14 protein-coding genes, 1 tRNA gene and 1 pseudogene are annotated in these 15,653 nt (G+C 32.4%); 7 read left to right on the forward strand and 9 right to left on the reverse strand.

The genetic code is table 11. The features are described 5' to 3' along the window. Positions 1-249: 249 nt before the first annotated feature. The 6 genes from AAC024_RS13980 to AAC024_RS14005 all read right to left on the reverse strand — a co-directional run bounded on the left by AAC024_RS13980 (position 250) and on the right by AAC024_RS14005 (position 6,345). Positions 250-537, reverse strand: coding sequence for a twin-arginine translocase TatA/TatE family subunit (locus AAC024_RS13980; RefSeq protein WP_339896107.1), 288 nt, complete (start codon positions 535-537; stop codon positions 250-252). A 368-nt stretch (positions 538-905) separates the two neighbouring features. Next, positions 906-3,164, reverse strand: coding sequence for a M1 family metallopeptidase (locus tag AAC024_RS13985; RefSeq protein ID WP_339896108.1), 2,259 nt, complete (start codon positions 3,162-3,164; stop codon positions 906-908). A gap of 109 nt (positions 3,165-3,273) precedes the next feature. Then, complete coding sequence (locus tag AAC024_RS13990) at positions 3,274-3,777, reverse strand: DUF6702 family protein (RefSeq protein WP_339896109.1); 504 nt, start codon at positions 3,775-3,777, stop codon at positions 3,274-3,276. Between the two features lie 61 nt (positions 3,778-3,838). Continuing rightward, positions 3,839-4,648 carry a hypothetical protein gene (locus AAC024_RS13995; protein ID WP_339896111.1) on the reverse strand — a complete coding sequence of 270 codons (810 nt, stop codon included), beginning with the start codon at positions 4,646-4,648 and terminating at the stop codon, positions 3,839-3,841. Further along, entirely contained in the window at positions 4,635-5,447 is an 813-nt protein-coding gene (locus AAC024_RS14000) for a carboxypeptidase-like regulatory domain-containing protein (RefSeq protein ID WP_339896112.1), read from the reverse strand. Before AAC024_RS14000 ends, AAC024_RS13995 begins: the two co-directional genes overlap by 14 nt. 97 nt (positions 5,448-5,544) lie before the next feature. Then, positions 5,545-6,345 (reverse strand): carboxypeptidase-like regulatory domain-containing protein, encoded by an 801-nt coding sequence (locus tag AAC024_RS14005; protein WP_339896113.1) that lies wholly within the window; start codon positions 6,343-6,345, stop codon positions 5,545-5,547. A 110-nt stretch (positions 6,346-6,455) separates the two neighbouring features. Here AAC024_RS14005 and pepE point away from each other — a divergent pair, with 110 nt between their 5' ends. Further along, complete coding sequence (gene pepE / locus AAC024_RS14010; RefSeq protein ID WP_339896114.1) at positions 6,456-7,163, forward strand: dipeptidase PepE; 708 nt, start codon at positions 6,456-6,458, stop codon at positions 7,161-7,163. A gap of 207 nt (positions 7,164-7,370) precedes the next feature. Here pepE and rpsT read toward each other — a convergent pair whose 3' ends face one another. The 3 genes from rpsT to proS all read right to left on the reverse strand — a co-directional run bounded on the left by rpsT (position 7,371) and on the right by proS (position 9,369). Continuing rightward, positions 7,371-7,622 (reverse strand): 30S ribosomal protein S20, encoded by a 252-nt coding sequence (gene rpsT / locus AAC024_RS14015; RefSeq protein ID WP_339896115.1) that lies wholly within the window; start codon positions 7,620-7,622, stop codon positions 7,371-7,373. A gap of 26 nt (positions 7,623-7,648) precedes the next feature. Continuing rightward, positions 7,649-7,720: transfer RNA gene (locus AAC024_RS14020), tRNA-Glu, on the reverse strand. A gap of 170 nt (positions 7,721-7,890) precedes the next feature. Then, a complete protein-coding gene (gene proS, locus AAC024_RS14025; protein WP_339896116.1) occupies positions 7,891-9,369 on the reverse strand; it encodes a proline--tRNA ligase in 1,479 nt (492 codons plus the stop codon). 98 nt (positions 9,370-9,467) lie between these two features. Here proS and AAC024_RS14030 point away from each other — a divergent pair, with 98 nt between their 5' ends. The 6 genes and pseudogenes from AAC024_RS14030 to yidD all read left to right on the forward strand — a co-directional run bounded on the left by AAC024_RS14030 (position 9,468) and on the right by yidD (position 15,581). Then, the gene (locus AAC024_RS14030) at positions 9,468-10,574 is read left to right on the forward strand and encodes a hypothetical protein (RefSeq protein ID WP_339896117.1); all 1,107 of its coding nucleotides are present in this window, start codon (positions 9,468-9,470) and stop codon (positions 10,572-10,574) included. Positions 10,575-10,717: 143 nt separating this feature from the next. Further along, a complete protein-coding gene (locus tag AAC024_RS14035; RefSeq protein WP_339896118.1) occupies positions 10,718-12,196 on the forward strand; it encodes an outer membrane protein transport protein in 1,479 nt (492 codons plus the stop codon). A gap of 402 nt (positions 12,197-12,598) precedes the next feature. After that, positions 12,599-13,276, forward strand: coding sequence for a GTP cyclohydrolase I FolE (gene folE / locus AAC024_RS14040; RefSeq protein ID WP_339896119.1), 678 nt, complete (start codon positions 12,599-12,601; stop codon positions 13,274-13,276). Positions 13,277-13,363: 87 nt separating this feature from the next. Beyond that, positions 13,364-13,726, forward strand: a pseudogene (locus AAC024_RS14045) (four helix bundle protein). Between the two features lie 42 nt (positions 13,727-13,768). Further along, entirely contained in the window at positions 13,769-15,250 is a 1,482-nt protein-coding gene (gene cysS, locus AAC024_RS14050; protein WP_339896120.1) for a cysteine--tRNA ligase, read from the forward strand. A gap of 94 nt (positions 15,251-15,344) precedes the next feature. Next, entirely contained in the window at positions 15,345-15,581 is a 237-nt protein-coding gene (gene yidD, locus AAC024_RS14055; protein ID WP_339896121.1) for a membrane protein insertion efficiency factor YidD, read from the forward strand. Positions 15,582-15,653 lie beyond the last annotated feature (72 nt).

Raw genomic sequence — 15,653 nt, forward strand, 5'->3', positions numbered from 1 at the left:
TTGATTGATAATTAGTTATGTCTATTTTTTTAGAAAATCAGCAAGCCCTAATTATAGAAAAGAATAGAAAACATATTAATAGGTTAGTTTTCATGATTTTTAATAATTGATTTGGGGAGGGACTCAAATATTAATTTGGGGAGGGATTCCAAAGGTATTTTTTAAACCAAAACAAAACTTAAAAATTCGTTAAAATGTAGTAAGAAATTGACTAATAGATGAAATACAAGTCGTTGAATAGATAAACTGCTAAAATTTCCGTTTTACTGAACCCGTAAAATCTTCTATTTCATCTTTTACTTTATTGAGTTCCTTTTTTACATCTTTAGTAATGCTGGTATCAATACCGTTATTTTCGGCAGTTTTTGTGATTTCATTTTTAATGTCGTTGGTTGCGTCTTTAAGTGTACGCATGCCTTTACCTAAACCACGAGCAATTTCTGGTAGTTTATCTGCACCAAAGACCATGATGGCAATAAATAGTATAAATGCTATTTCTCCACCACTAATAAATAAGAATGTTGCTTGTTGTATCACAATACAAATATAGTGAGTTGTTTTTATTATATCATTTACCAAATGAAGAATTTCTTGATTCAAACTAACTTCGAGACAAGCAATGTGAGTATCTAGCTCCTTTCATTTTAACAAAAAGAAGAAAAACTAAAATTCTAATATTTAGATTCACGCCTTTGCAGGAATTACAATTTTAATGGGAACCTCGGGACAAGCTTCGTAGAATTCTTTTTATTAAAATTTTAAGTACATGACAAAAATTAATTTTGAGAAATAAACTACTCGCAATTTTCAGGATAACAAAGACCAGACAGGTTTTGAAAACCTGTCAGGTCTACGTAACAAAAAAGCGATTGCAAAATCGGTTCTTTATGAAACATCAAATTTTATTAACCTTTTACCTTTTCTTTGAATTTATCAAATTTGTTAGCTTCAACTTTCTTAGGCCATGCATTATTTGAAGTATCAACATCGGCAGTTTCTAGATCAGGGTCAACAATTAAACTTGTTATAGCCTTATCCGTTCTAAACACTTTTTGTACTTCCTTTTCATTATATCTCCATATTTGAGCTGGGAATGTTTTTCTTTCTTTAGTCCCATCCTCATAAGCTATCTCCAATATTATAGGCATTACTAATCCGCCTGGTTTCTCAAAGGTAACCTCATAGAAATATTTAGGTGCATCTTTTAATCGTGCTTTTTCTTCTTCCGGAAGACCTTCTATATAATCAGTTAAAAATTTAAAATCTGAAACGCTTTTTGCATTTTCTGGCTTTTTACCCTCTTCTGCTTCTGCATAATACACTAATTTATCCTTGTATTCTGCTAAATCCATATTATACCTTTTTGCAATTTCTTTTGCTGTTTCTGAAGGCTGATCTGTTAAATAGTATTGTTTAACACCCTTAACACCAATATCAGTATAATCTGTGGTGTAGAACCATCCTCTCCAGAACCAATCTAAATCCATGGCAGAAGCATCTTCCATGGTTCTAAAGAAATCAGCAGGTGTTGGGTGTTTAAACATCCAACGCTGTGAGTAAGTTCTAAACGCATAATCAAACAACTCTGGTCCCATAATGGTTTCTCTTAACATATATAATGCTGCCGCTGGTTTTGTGTAGGCGTTAGGTCCAAATTGGTGAACATAATCTCCTTGAGACATTATTGGAGAAATAAAATTTTGATCGCCACCCATATAAGGTACAATATCTTTTGGAAGGTTTCCTGTAATATAATTAGGATCATAATCTAACTCTGCTAAAGTTTCAACAAAAGAGTTTAACCCTTCATCCATCCATGTCCATTGGCGCTCATCACTATTTATAATCATTGGGAAAAAGTTATGCCCAACCTCATGCGTAATTACCCCAATCATACCTCTTTTTAATCTTTCAGAATAGGTTCCATCTGGGTTTGGACGACCATAATTAAAACATATCATAGGATATTCCATTCCCATTTCAGCATGAACCGAAATAGCTTTATTATAAGGATAATCGAAAGTTAATTTTGAGTATTCTTCGAGTGTATTTGCTACAACTCTAGTTGAATGCTCTTCCCATAATGGATTACCTTCTTTAGAATATAGTGAAATAGCCATTACAGATCTTCCATTAATATTAACCGCCATGGCATCATATATAAACTTTCTTGATGAAGCAAAAGCATAATCTCTAACATTCTTAGCTTTAAAATGCCACGTTTTTTGTTTTGTACTTTTTTGTGTTTCAGCTTTTTCAGCTTCTTCTTGAGTTACAATGAATACTGGGTCTTTAAAAGATTTCGTAGCTTGCTGGTAACGCTTAAGTTGTGCTTTTGTTAACACATCTTTTCTGTTTTGCAAAACTCCTGTTGCTTCCAATAAATGGTCAGAAGGAACAGTAATCTTAACATCAAAATCACCAAATTCTAAAGCAAATTCACTTCTTCCCCAGAATTGCATATTTTGCCAACCTTCAACATTATCATAAACACAAAGTCTTGGATAAAACTGAGCTATTACATAGGTATTATTACCATCAGGGAAAGCCTCATAACCAGATCTTCCTCCGTCTAAAACATGATTATTAACATTGTACCACCATTTTATTTGAAATTTAAATGTTTCACCTGGCGCCAATGGTTTAGCTAAATTTATTCGCATCATGGTTTGATTTATCACAAACGGTAAATCTGAACCATCTTCATTCTTAACATATTCTATATTGAAACCACCGTCAAATTTTTCTTTTAAATTCGCTTTTGTAAAAGAACCAGAACTATTAAAAGCAGCATTAAAACTTTCTGTAGTAATATCTGGAGTTTTAGAATCTTTTGCACGCATATTTTGATCTAACTGAACCCATAAGTATTCCAAATAATCTTTTGAATTATTATGGTACGTTATTTTTTCATCACCAAAAATTTGACTTTTATTTTCATCTAAACGAAGGTTCATTACATAATCCACCTTTTGTTGTGTGTAAGCATAACCTGGAGCACCCGAAGCTGTTCTAGTTTCGTTTGGTGTTGCCAAAACATCTTTCATTTGCCTAAACTTGTTCTGATCTGTATGACCTTGCGGCTTTTCAGTAGCTTGCTCTTGAGCAAAAGCACCAGAAAAAAGAAATATTAATGACAAGAATAGATAAGTGTGTTTTCTCATAGTTATTTTATATTGTATTAGAAAAAAAAGTGTTTTTTACAATTTTCGTTAGAAGATTGTTATAAAATGTGACCGAAAATACTAAATTACGCATCCAACTGGCTTCATTTTAATTAAATTTTAACAAAGCATTAGGATTATCATAAGTTAAAATGACACTTTTATTTTTAGAATTTATATTCGTTTTTACGATATTTTGTTGATCGTTCTGTAAATCGAATAAAACGCTGTTAGTAATGGAGAAAGATTCTATACTTTTTACATGTTCAACTTCTAGGTAACACCTTACTATATCGCCTTCATATTCTTTACCAATATAAATGAATGTAACAGGTTTGTTATTGATACGTAACTTGATTCTATCTTGCAGGTATCTTTGAATATAAGTATCAATAATTATAGGTTCATCTTTTTCAGCAAGTACAATATTATCATCATAATTTGATTTTAATGCATTTTCAAAATCGTCAATAAATAGTCTAGAAGTAATTTGAAGTGATTCCTTTTCCTTTATATAATTAATTTGCGTAACACTTATATAGTATTTATGCATTGATGTAAACGCAAATAGCGGTATTATAAAAATAATTATCAAAATTTTAAAAACCTTCATTATTCTGATTTAAGGCTGACTAAAATACTTCTTTGATATTCAAAAAGCATTCCAAATCTTATTATTTTTTATTTGAATTAATATTCTTTAAATACTGAATGTATTTCATTCTTAAAAAAATCAAAATTTTAAAGTCTCTTTGGTTTTTACAATGCTTTACAAAATTTTCATCATCTGCACAGAAATAAAAGAAGTCCATTTTTAATGCCTCATCTAAAGGATTAGAAACAAAAAAATCTTTAGACAGTCTAGATTTTATACTTTGCATTAACACTTCTCTTTCTTCAAGTTTAACTCTATTCTTCAGCATTTTTGTTCTACCGCTAAGCCCATTTAATATAGGGTTTAAAGGAATTGATCCCGTTAAAGGGGAATACCATTTTAATTTTTTTCCATTAGGACCAGTAGTTGCTTCATCCATTTTACGCTCACTTTGTGTAGCCGGTTTGCCCGTATAACCAGGAATACCCACATCATAGAAATTAATTGGTGGTTCTCCCGCTGTGTTTGTAATATCAGACAGTAAATCTCCAGTTAACACTTTACCAACAACAACTTCATCTAGCTCATTAATATGTTCCTCCAATGTTACAAAAATAACTTTGGTAGAAATTATTTCTTTTGAAACCACCACTTCCTTCAGTTTATGTTGAACCGACGAAAATTTTAAAGTATCATTTAATTTTGCAGTAATAGTAAAAAGCCCTTTTTTATCAGTTATTGTAAAAACCTGCGCGGTTATATTTATAACATGAATATTTTCGATATTCGTATTACTCTTAATTCTACCTGATACTTTAATAGATTGAGAAAAGGTGTTCTGAAATCCCATTAAAATGAATACTATTAATACACATCTAATTTTTAGCATCTTGATGTATTAAAAATAGTTCCTTTTGTTTGACTAAAAACTCAATAAGTAATAGCTTGTTTTTAGGTTCTAAAAGTTCTGAATTTACACCATTATTTTCAACAAACGCAATAAATAAATGTACTTTTTCTTCAGGAATTTCAAATTCTTCTTGAATATAATTTAGAGTAAAAACAGTTAATAAATCCTTTGGTTTTTCATATTCATAACCAACAAAAACATCTTTTTTAATTTTTAATCTTTTTTTCGATTTAAAAATTAACCCTAGAATCGCTCCTATATTAGGTAAATAATTGCGTGCATCAGGATTTATTATGGACGTTAAATGATTTTCAATAACTGAATTATCAAACGCTTTATCATCATTATATTCAAAATCAATATCCATATTACCCATATCAAGAATCATAGGCTTTACGGTTTTTACATTAGCAACATCTGTTTCTATATTCCCTGTTAAACCAGACGAAAGTGTAACAGCGTCTAGTTGATTAACTTGTTCAACTAACTGTATTTTTAATTGTTTTGATTTAACAATATCTGTATCAATTGTAACTGTGACTGTTTGAAATTGTAATGCTGATATTTCAATAACGTCGTTTAAGGCTACTTTTAATTTAAACTCACCTTTGTTATTAGTAATTGTGCCTTTATTTGACGATTTATTAAAAACGGTTACGGCTTCAACATCGTTGTTATTTGAAAAAAGAATACCATTTACTTCAACTCTATTAATAGATTGACTATGAATAGAAAATGACGATAAAACTAATCCTATAAAAAATAATACGCGGCTCAAATTGGTTAAATTAGAGTATAAAGAACGTATTTCAAATCTTAAAGAAAATGTAAAGAGCCTCTAATATTTTGTTAAAAGCCATGTAGAATAGGCGTTCTTAATTTTTTGCTTTCAAGAATTCAATACTTTTTTTATTCAGAATTTCAAGAAATTCCATTTCCTTTCCGTAGTTAAGCAATGAAAAATCAAAATCACCATTATGAACAAATCTGATAAATTCTTCAACACGATGTTCTGGGATATTGAAATTATCAGTAAGAAAGTTTGAACCAAAATAATGTTTAATAGATTCAATTGGAACATCAGGCACACCTGCTTTCTTTTTGTCTTTTACCTTCGATCGAAATAAAGGAAGTAATAGCTGATCAACTACATTAACAATGTCAAGGCCATTTACCATAGTTTGGTGTTGCCTATCAACAGTAATATTATTCACTCCAGATTTATAATCTTTTTCAAAATCATACTCCTTGCTTTTTTTAACACCAAAATAAAGAGCATCTAACTTAGGCTTAAAAGGTGTAGTGGCTGCTACATCTGTGATTAAATTTCCCGACAGCCCTTTTGTAAATACTATAACTTCATCCAACTTATTAATCTCTTCAATTAAAAAAAGTTTCATTTTCTTTGATTTGAGAATAGCTGCATTAACTTCAAAACTTATATTTTGATATTGAAGTGCACTAACTTCAATGTTATCTTTTAAAGACACTTTTAATTTAAATTCTCCGTTTTCGTCAGTAATTGTACCTGTATTCGAAGACGTATTAAATATGGTAATACCAGAAACATCACTGCCTTCAACTATTATTTTTCCAGATACTTCAACCCTAATGATGTTTTGAGAAACAGCATTTATAGAGACTAAAAAAGTTAAAAAGAGAATACATTTTTTCATAAGTTTTTTATTTTAAAATTACTACTTTAAATTCAAATTGTAAAGTAAATTTCACGAAATCTTTGCTAAAAACATTTTTTGATTAGCTTTACAAATAAAACTATTATTTTATGCGAAATATTATTATTGCTAGTACGTCAACCATCCATGGTAGTGGATATTTAGAATATATTTTAGATGATTTAAAAGTGTTTTTTAAAAATGCCCATACCATTCTTTTTATCCCTTATGCAAGACCTGGTGGCATATCGCATAATGATTATACCAAAACTGCAAATAAAGCTTTCACTAAAATTAATAAAAAAGTAAAAGGCATTCATGAATTTAATAACCCATTGGAGGCCATTAAAAACGCTGAAGGTATTTTTATTGGCGGCGGTAACACCTTTGTTTTAATAAATCAATTATACAAAAACAACGTCATTGATACTTTAAAACAAACTATCCAAAACGGCACACCATATTTAGGCACCAGTGCGGGCAGTAACATTTGTGGGCTAACCATTAAAACTACTAACGATATGCCCATAGTATATCCACCAAGTTTTAATGCTTTAGGCTGGGTTCCTTTTAATATAAATCCGCATTATTTAGACCCAAATTCTAATAGCAAGCACATGGGTGAAACCAGAGAAACCAGAATAAAAGAATTTCATTCCTTTAATACGCAACCCGTTATTGGTTTAAGAGAAGGCAGTTGGTTACATGTTAATAATGATTCTATAACTTTAAAAGGTGAATTAACCGCCAGAATTTTTGAATATAATAAAGTCCCTTATGAGGTTAATTCTGGTACAGAATTAAATCAATTAAAATAAAACAATTTGGGCGTGCCCCCGAAAAAAACGGGGTCGGGCTATTCACTACTAGTCCTCGCTCCTACCTCGCTGTGGGCTATCCGTTACTATCCCTCACGCAAGCCTATCTGTCAACACCACTTTCTTTACCATTATTAAAACTAATCCGCATAAAAAAAGCCTCATATTTCTATGAAGCTTTTAAATATTTTGAAACTTTAAATCTAATTAAAGTGCAGCAACGTGTTTTGCTAAACCAGATTTAAGGTTAGCTGCTTTGTTAGCATGAATAACATTTTTCTTTGCTAATCTATCTAACATAGAAACAATTGAAGGAAACATTGTTTCAGCTTCTTTTTTATCAGTTAACTCACGTAATTTTTTAATCGCATTACGAGTCGTTTTATGCTGATATTTGTTAGTCAAGCGTTTTGCTTCGTTACTTCTAATTCTCTTTAATGCTGACTTGTGATTTGCCATTTTGTTTTTTCTTAAATTTTTAATTGTAGCCCGTAGGGGAATCGAACCCCTCTTACATGGATGAAAACCATGCGTCCTAGCCGATAGACGAACGGGCCCTTTGTTTCAAGTGTGCAAATATAAATACTAAAATCCATACTTACAATATCTTTCAAATAACTTACAACGTTTCCATTGCGGATGCAAAAATACAACTATTTTTAAATGTTGCAAGAGGTAAATAATATTTTTTTAAAAAAATTTATTATAGCCTCGATTATAACATAAATTAATACGCCTTTGCAAACAATACTCTACGTTTTGAAGGTTTTCCTGAATACACACAAACACCTGCTTCAACTTCTCCTTCTAAAGGAATACACCTAATAGTGGCTTTGGTAAGGGCTTTAATTTTGTCTTCTGTTTCATTAGTACCATCCCAATGCGCTAAAATAAAACCAGTTTTAGTTTCTAAAACCGTTTTAAATTCATCAAAAGTATCTACTTCCGAAATATGTTCATTTCTAAAATCCAAAGCTTTTTTAAATAAAGATTCTTGTATTTCTGCTAATAACCCTTCTATCTTTTCGTTCAGACTGTCAAGACTTACAACTTCTTTGGTCAAGGTGTCTCGTCTTGCGATTTCAACAGTACCGTTGGCTAAATCTCGTGCCCCAATAGCGATTCGTAATGGTACACCTTGTAATTCGTGTTGCGCAAATTTAGCACCTGGTCTATGAGTTGTTCTGTTATCGTACTTAACAGTAATATTTTTTCCTCGTAAATCACTTAAAATACCATGCGCTACTTCTGTAATGGCATTTAAATCGTCTTCACTTTTATATATAGGAACAATAACTACTTGATTTGGCGCTAAGCTTGGTGGCAATACTAATCCATAATCATCACTATGTGTCATAATTAAGGCACCCATTAATCGTGTAGAAACACCCCAAGATGTTGCCCAAACATAATCTTGCTTGCCTTCTTTATTGGCAAATTTAACATCAAATGCCTTTGCAAAATTCTGACCTAAAAAATGTGACGTTCCTGCTTGTAATGCTTTCCCATCTTGCATTAAAGCTTCAATACAATAGGTTTCTTCAGCTCCCGCAAATCGCTCACTCGCTGTTTTTAATCCTTGAATAACAGGCATTGCCATGAATTTTTCAGCAAACGTAGCATAAACATTATTCATTAATTCAGCCTCAGCTAAAGCTTCTACTTTAGTTTCATGGGCTGTATGACCTTCTTGCCATAAAAATTCTGCGGTACGTAAAAACAAACGGGTACGCATTTCCCAACGTACCACATTGGCCCACTGGTTTATTAAAAGCGGTAAATCTCTATATGATTGAACCCATCCTCTAAAGGTATTCCAAATAATAGCTTCACTAGTGGGTCTTACAATAAGTTCCTCTTCTAGCTTTGCTTCTGGATCTACTCTTAACTTTCCTGGCTTATCTGGGTCATTTTGTAACCGGTAATGCGTAACTATAGCACATTCTTTTGCAAAACCTTCAGCATTTTTTTCTTCAGCTTCAAACAAACTTTTAGGCACAAATAATGGAAAATAGGCGTTTTGATGTCCTGTTTCTTTAAACATTTTATCTAATTCTGCCTGCATTTTTTCCCAAATTGCATAACCATAGGGCTTGATTACCATACAACCTCTTACCGCCGAATTCTCTGCTAAGTCTGCTTTAACAACCAATTCGTTATACCATTTTGAATAATCTTCTGCTCTACTCGTAAGTTTTTTGCTCATATCTTTGTTTTGGCACAAATATTGTATCTATTAGAAATATAAAATAGTTCAGCAAAACTAACTATTTTTGTTATGTTCAACAATAAAATTATAGAGATATGCAATTTAACAACTACCTAAAAAGAAAAACGCCATTTGTAGCCCTTCTTGGTTTACTGTTTGGCTTAGCTTCATGTGGTTCATACCAATACGTTGGCGTTGACAGTGATGGTATTTATGGTGACATACCAGTACCTCAAAATACTGTAGCCGTTGTTGAAATACCAAACGAATCTAATAGTACTTACTATAAAAACTATTTTAAAACAAAATCTATAGAATCTGAGAACTATAACGCTAATGATGCTATTTTTACAGATATTGATGCTTACGAAGACACTAATTATGCTGTGAATGACACCCTAGTTAATGACTATCAAGGTTATGCTGGCTGGGGCCAAAACAGTAATAATGTTACCATTAACTATATAGACAACGGCTGGAATAACTGGGGCTGGAATGGTGGATTTGGTTATGGATGGAATGACTGGGGCTACGGTTATAATAACTGGGGCTTTTACAACAACTTCTGGCCATCTTATTATGGTGGTGGTTTTTATGGCGGTGGCTTTTATGGTGGTGGCTTTTATGGTGGTTTCGGGTATTACAATCCATGGGGTTATGGATATTATGGTTCTGGTTACGGAAATTATGGATATTACGGCAATAGTTACTATAATAATAGGAGAAGAGCTTCATATAGTGCTAGCAGAAGAGGTAGTTACACAGCCAATTCTAGTGGAAATAATTTAAGCAGACGAAGCTCTGTAAATTCTCAAGGCAGAGGGACCACATCAAAATACAATACAACAAGAAGAAGTAGTGTTGCTAGAAACTCTACTTCAGCTACAACAAATAGAAGAGCTTATTACAACCCTAATGGCACTCGTACATCTTCTGGTGTTACAAGAAGATCTGCAGTAACAAGAAGAACACCTTCTACAAATTCTACAACAAGATCTTCATCTTCAGCAGCAAGAAGGAGCTCGAGTTCTACATACAGACAACCAACAAGGAGTAATTCTAGTATTAGAAGATCTTCTAATAATTCTAGTTACTCACCAAGCAGAAGTTCTTCTAGTTCCAGATCAAGTACTAGATCATCTAGCAGTGGCAGAAGTTCTGGTGGTGGTTCAAGATCTTCAGGTGGTGGTAGAAGACGTTAATCTTATTTAATAAAGCGAAAAATATGCAATATGAAATGAACCGTAATATTAAGTTATAAAAGACTTAATTTTTAAATGGTGAATTACATCTGACCCCCTAAAAAAATAAAACTATGCAGATAAAAAAGTTAAATTTACTATTCATGGGTTTACTATCTATGTCTACAATTTACGGGCAAGATATAAGTGATGCCGTAAGATTTTCACAAAGTGAAATTCAAGGAACCGCTCGTTTTAGAGCCTTAAGTGGTGCTTTTGGTGCCTTAGGTGGCGATATGAGCGCAGTTAGTGCAAATCCAGCTGGTTCTGCTGTTTTTAGTAGAAGTCATGCATCCTTTACTGGGTCGAATGTAGATTCAGAAAACAGTACTAATTATTTTGGAGGCTTAACCAATTCAAATGTTTCTAATTTTGATATTAATCAAGGTGGTGCTGCATTTGTTTTTGCTAATCGTAATACCAATTCGCCTTGGAAAAAATTTACAATTGGAATAGCTTACGACAGAACTAATAATTTTGATGATTTTTGGAATGCTGTTGGTACAAATACGAATAACCAATCTATAGATCTTTATTTCTTAAGTTATGCTGACGGTGTGAGACTAGCCGATATTTCTTTGTTAGATGGAGAACTTATTGAAGACGCTTATTCAGATATAGGAAACGTATTTGGTTTTGGCCATCAACAGGCGTTCTTAGGGTATCAGGCTTTTATTCTTGAACCTGATGCAGATGACGATGAGAATACAACTTACTTCTCCAATTTGGCAGATGGAACTTTTAATCAAGATTACCTATATTCAAGCACTGGGTATAATGGAAAAATTTCATTTAACCTTGCAACTCAGTATGAAGATAATCTCTACTTAGGAATAAACTTGAATTCACATTTTATAGATTATCAACGAAGCACATCTTTGCAAGAGAACAATCCAAATGGCGCCTTAATAAATGCTATTGATTTTGACAATAACTTATCTACAACAGGTAGCGGATTTTCATTTCAACTTGGTGGTATCATGAAGTTATCTCCCGAATTTAGAGTTGGCTTAACTTATGATTCTCCAACGTGGTACACTATAGAAGAGGAAACAACACAATTTATTGATTCAAATGAGGCAGATTCAGACATTCGTTTTATAGGCGATATTGTCAATATTTATCCTCAATATAAACTAAAAACACCTTCAAAAATTACTGGAAGTTTAGCTTATATATTTGCCAAACAAGGATTGATAAGTTTCGATTATTCCAAAAAGAATTATGGAAATACTGAGTTTACACCAAATCAAGATTATACTGATTTAAACAATGCCATAAGTGATGTTTTAACTGATGCTTCAACCTATCGTTTTGGTGCTGAGTATAAGCATAAGCAATTTGCTTTTAGAGGTGGTTACCGGTTTGAAGAAAGTCCATATACTGATGGTTTGACAGTAGGAGATTTAACAGGGTATTCTTTAGGTCTTGGTTATAACTTTGGCAACACCAAACTAGATATAACTTATGATAAATGGGAACGAACTGATGCTACACCGCTTTATAATGTTGGTCTAACTGATACCGCAACTATAGACCGAACAAATTCTAACATCACACTATCTTTAAGTTTTAATATTTAATACCAATTATTATTTAAAATGAGCTATAAATAATTTGAATTATATTTTGTTCAGATGAAATAGAAAATTCAAGCATAGCCTTAGTTACGGTTTTATTTTATATTGAAATATGAACGAAATAGAAACAAATTATATGGGTTATTTTGAGTGATAATTTGTATAATATAGTTTAAAATAGTACTAAAAGCTTGAACTTAATGTTCAAGCTTTTTTATTTATATGTAATTTTAGAACAAAAAGTGTGACTAAACTGGTTTCCCGCTTACGCGAGAATGACAAATTCAATTGAAACCTCGATTTAATAAATCGAGGAATTCTTTAATAATTAATTATTTGCAATCAAAAAGGGTAACAAAAAAGTGAAATGCTTATCTTTGCAAACTAAAATTTGACTTATAAATCATGGCGTTTAATAGTAATATAGAGGATTTTGATGCATTAGATAATGAGCATATTGGTACATCTGAAAATACACCAATGCGAAATGATGCTTTTAAATTAAATAACGAGGAAAAGATTGACATCATTAAGGATGATGTTCGTCATATCATGGAAACCTTAGGTTTAGATTTAACAGACGACAGTTTAAATGGTACACCAAACCGTGTAGCTAAAATGTTTGTTAATGAAATATTTGGAGGACTAGATCCAGACAAAAAACCAAGTGCTTCTACTTTTGATAACAAGTACAAGTATGGCGAAATGCTGGTTGAAAAGAATATTACAGTATATTCAACTTGCGAGCATCATTTATTACCAATAGTTGGGCGTGCTCACATTGCTTACATTTCTAACGGAACTGTGGTTGGTTTATCTAAAATGAATCGTATTGTTGATTATTTCGCTAAACGCCCGCAAGTACAAGAACGCTTAACCATTCAAGTGGTTAGAGAACTTCAAGAGGTTTTAGGCACCAAAGATGTAGCTTGTATAATAGACGCAAAACACCTTTGTGTAAATTCAAGAGGTATTCGAGATATTGAAAGTAGCACTGTAACTTCTGAATTTGGAGGAAAATTTAAAGATATGGGGACACGTCGTGAATTTCTTGATTACATTAAATTGGATACTAAGTTCTAAATGTGTTTGGTGTTTAGTTGTTAAGCTGTAAAGTCGAATCAAACAATCAGCTTTACAACTAAACGACAAACAACTAAACCATAAAATATGCATATTTATTCATTTGAAAAATTAGAAGTTTGGAAAGAAGCGATTCAACTTGCAGTTAAAACTCATAAAACGACAGACTTATTTCCAAAAGAAGAAAAATTCGGATTAATTTCACAAATGAGACGATGTTCAGTTTCTGTTTCTTCAAATATTGCAGAAGGCACAGCATGATTAACAAATAAAGACAAAGCGCATTTTATGACCATGGCGCATAGTTCAGCTTTAGAATTATTAAATCAAACTATTATTTCAAAAGAACTCGAATTTATTTCTGAAGAAAACTATAAAAATATTAGATTTGAAGTTGAATCAATAACTAATAAGATTAATGCTTTAAGGAATCATTTTCTTAAAACATAAACTTAATCGACTCAACAGCTAACGACTTAACAAATAACAGTAATGCCGCTTTACAAAGAACAACAGATTAAATTATACAACTCACTTACCGGCAAAAAAGAAACATTCAAACCTATTAACGAGGGACATATAGGAATGTATGTTTGCGGACCTACCGTTTATAGTAATGTTCATTTAGGTAATGTGAGAACCTTCATGTCTTTTGATATGGTTTTTCGCTATTTAAAGCATTTAGGCTATAAAGTGAGATATGTTAGAAACATTACAGATGCCGGTCATTTAGAAAATGATGCTGATGCTGGTGAAGATAAAATCACTAAAAAAGCACGTTTAGAACAAATTGAACCTATGGAAGTCGTACAACGCTATACGGTAGATTTTCATAACGTACTTAATACATTTAATTTTTTACCACCAAGCATTGAGCCTACGGCAACAGGTCATATTATAGAGCAAATCGAACTAATCAATACTATAATTGAAAATGGTTTTGCTTATGAAGTTAATGGTTCGGTTTATTTTGATGTTCATAAATTCAATGAAACTCATGAGTACGGTAAATTAAGTAAGCGTAAGCTTGAAGATTTAATTCATAATACACGAACATTGGATGGACAAAGTGATAAAAAGAATCCACAAGATTTTGCACTTTGGAAAAAAGCCGAACCTCAGCATATTATGAGATGGCCTTCACCATGGAGTGATGGTTTTCCTGGTTGGCATTTAGAATGTACAGCCATGAGTACAAAATATTTAGGCGAACAGTTTGATATTCATGGAGGTGGTATGGATTTAAAATTTCCGCACCACGAATGTGAAATTGCACAGAATGAAGCTGCCAAAGGAAAAAGTCCAGTTAATTATTGGATGCACGCTAACATGTTAGAGTTGAACGGACAACGTATGTCTAAAACAACAGGAAACACGGTTAATCCAGATGAATTATTATCTGGAAACAATAAATTCTTTACTAAGGCCTATAGCCCTAGTGTTATTCGCTTTTTTAATGCCATGTCATCTTACCGAAGTGTATTAGATTTAACGGATGATGGCTTACTCGCTAGCGAAAAAGGGTTTCATAGATTAATGGATGCTGTGAATCTTTTAGATGATTTGAAAGGGTCTGCAACATCTTCAATAGATATAAATGCATGGAAACAAAAATGTTATGATGCGATGAATGACGATTTTAATTCCCCTATTCTACTTGCTCATTTATTTGAATCTGCTAAATATATTAATCAAATCAAAGACCATTCAGAAACATTGTCTTCGGAAGATTTAGATATATTAAAGGACACTATAAACATTTTTGTTTATGATGTTTTAGGTCTAAAAAATACCGCGAAAAGCGATTCCGGAACCGATAAACTTTCAGGAGCAGTTGATGTTTTAATCAGACTAAGACAGGATGCTAGAGCCAATAAAGATTTTGCCCTGTCTGATAAAATTCGTGATGAATTAGCCGAAGTTGGTATTCATCTTAAAGATGGTAAGGACGGAACGACGTTTTCTACAAATTAAAAATGTTTGTCAGTTCGAGCGCAGTCGAGGACTATTTTATCTCTAAATGCAAATATAGGTTTCGACTGCGCTCAACCTGACACCCTATTACGAAATGAAAAAACTTCTCATTGCACCGTTTTTGTTTTTAATAAAAGTGTATCAAACGCTAATATCTCCTTTAACGCCAGCAACTTGTAGATACAACCCAACTTGTTCGCATTACAGTAAAGAGGCTCTACTAAAACATGGTTTATTTAAAGGTGGTTGGTTGGCTATAAAGCGGATTTTTAGTTGTCATCCTTGGGGAGGCAGTGGTTATGATCCTGTTCCAGAAAAGGATGACAACTAAAAATTTCCCTGCGCGCCAGCTCGCCTGTTCTCTAAAAATGTACACTGTACATTTTCTTAACGCTCCATCGCC

The sequence above is a fragment of the uncultured Algibacter sp. genome, assembly GCF_963976535.1.
In the GTDB taxonomy this organism is placed as follows: Bacteria; Bacteroidota; Bacteroidia; order Flavobacteriales; family Flavobacteriaceae; genus Algibacter_B.